The organism is Enterobacter sp. BIDMC 29 (assembly GCF_019378755.1).
GTDB lineage: Bacteria > Pseudomonadota > Gammaproteobacteria > Enterobacterales > Enterobacteriaceae > Enterobacter > Enterobacter ludwigii.
This window is the reverse complement of the sequence record NZ_CP080000.1, coordinates 2,200,119-2,201,553: the sequence shown is the minus strand read 5'-3', so window position 1 is coordinate 2,201,553 and position 1,435 is coordinate 2,200,119. Positions and strand designations below refer to the sequence as shown.

Genomic DNA, 1,435 nt, shown 5'->3' with positions numbered 1-1,435 from the left:
GCGGGACCACACCTGACAGGAGTAAGTAATGTCCAAGCAACAGATCGGCGTTGTCGGTATGGCAGTGATGGGGCGCAACCTGGCGCTCAACATCGAAAGCCGTGGTTATACCGTCTCCGTTTTCAACCGCTCCCGTGATAAGACCGAAGAAGTCATCGCTGAGAACCCAGGTAAGAAACTGGTTCCTTTCTATACGGTTAAAGAGTTTGTTGAGTCCCTGGAAACGCCTCGTCGTATCCTGTTAATGGTGAAAGCGGGCGCAGGTACCGATGCAGCCATCGATTCCCTGAAACCTTACCTGGACAAAGGCGACATCATCATTGATGGCGGTAACACCTTCTTCCACGATACCATTCGTCGTAATCGTGAACTGTCTGAAGAAGGCTTTAACTTTATCGGTACCGGCGTATCCGGCGGTGAAGAAGGTGCACTAAAAGGTCCATCTATCATGCCTGGCGGTCAGAAAGAAGCGTACGAACTGGTTGCGCCTATCCTGACCAAAATTGCAGCCGTTGCTGAAGATGGTGAGCCGTGCGTTACCTATATCGGTCCTGACGGTGCTGGCCACTACGTTAAAATGGTTCATAACGGCATCGAATACGGCGATATGCAGCTGATTGCAGAAGCGTATTCTCTGCTGAAAGGAGGCCTGAACCTCTCTAACGAAGAACTCGCCGAGACCTTCACCGAGTGGAACAAAGGTGAGCTGAACAGCTACCTGATTGACATCACCAAAGATATCTTCACCAAGAAAGATGAAGAGGGTAAATACCTGGTTGATGTGATTCTGGACGAAGCTGCGAACAAAGGTACCGGTAAATGGACCAGCCAGAGCTCTCTGGATCTGGGTGAACCGCTGTCTCTGATCACCGAATCCGTATTTGCACGTTATATCTCTTCTCTGAAAGAGCAGCGTGTAGCGGCATCCAAAGTGCTGTCTGGCCCACAGGCTAAACCAGCCGGTGACAAAGCTGAATTCGTCGAGAAAGTTCGCCGTGCTCTGTACCTGGGTAAAATTGTCTCCTACGCGCAGGGCTTCTCTCAGCTTCGTGCCGCTTCAGACGAAAACAACTGGGATCTGAACTACGGCGAAATCGCGAAGATCTTCCGTGCGGGTTGCATTATTCGCGCTCAGTTCCTGCAGAAAATTACTGATGCGTACGCTGAAAATGCCGGTATCGCGAATCTGCTGCTGGCACCGTACTTCAAGAAAATCGCGGACGAATACCAGCAGGCGCTGCGTGACGTGGTTGCTTACGCTGTGCAGAACGGTATCCCTGTACCGACCTTCTCCGCTGCGGTGGCATACTATGACAGCTACCGTGCTGCCGTGCTGCCAGCGAATCTGATTCAGGCGCAGCGTGATTACTTCGGTGCGCATACCTATAAACGTACCGATAAAGAAGGTGTGTTCCATACCGAATGGCTGGATTAA

General features: G+C 51.4%; 1 protein-coding gene. It reads left to right on the top strand.

Annotated elements, in window-relative coordinates; translation table 11 throughout:
* Window positions 1-28 precede the first annotated feature (28 nt).
* Complete coding sequence (gene gndA, locus JTA15_RS09965; RefSeq protein WP_047366475.1) at window positions 29-1,435, top strand: NADP-dependent phosphogluconate dehydrogenase; 1,407 nt, start codon at window positions 29-31, stop codon at window positions 1,433-1,435.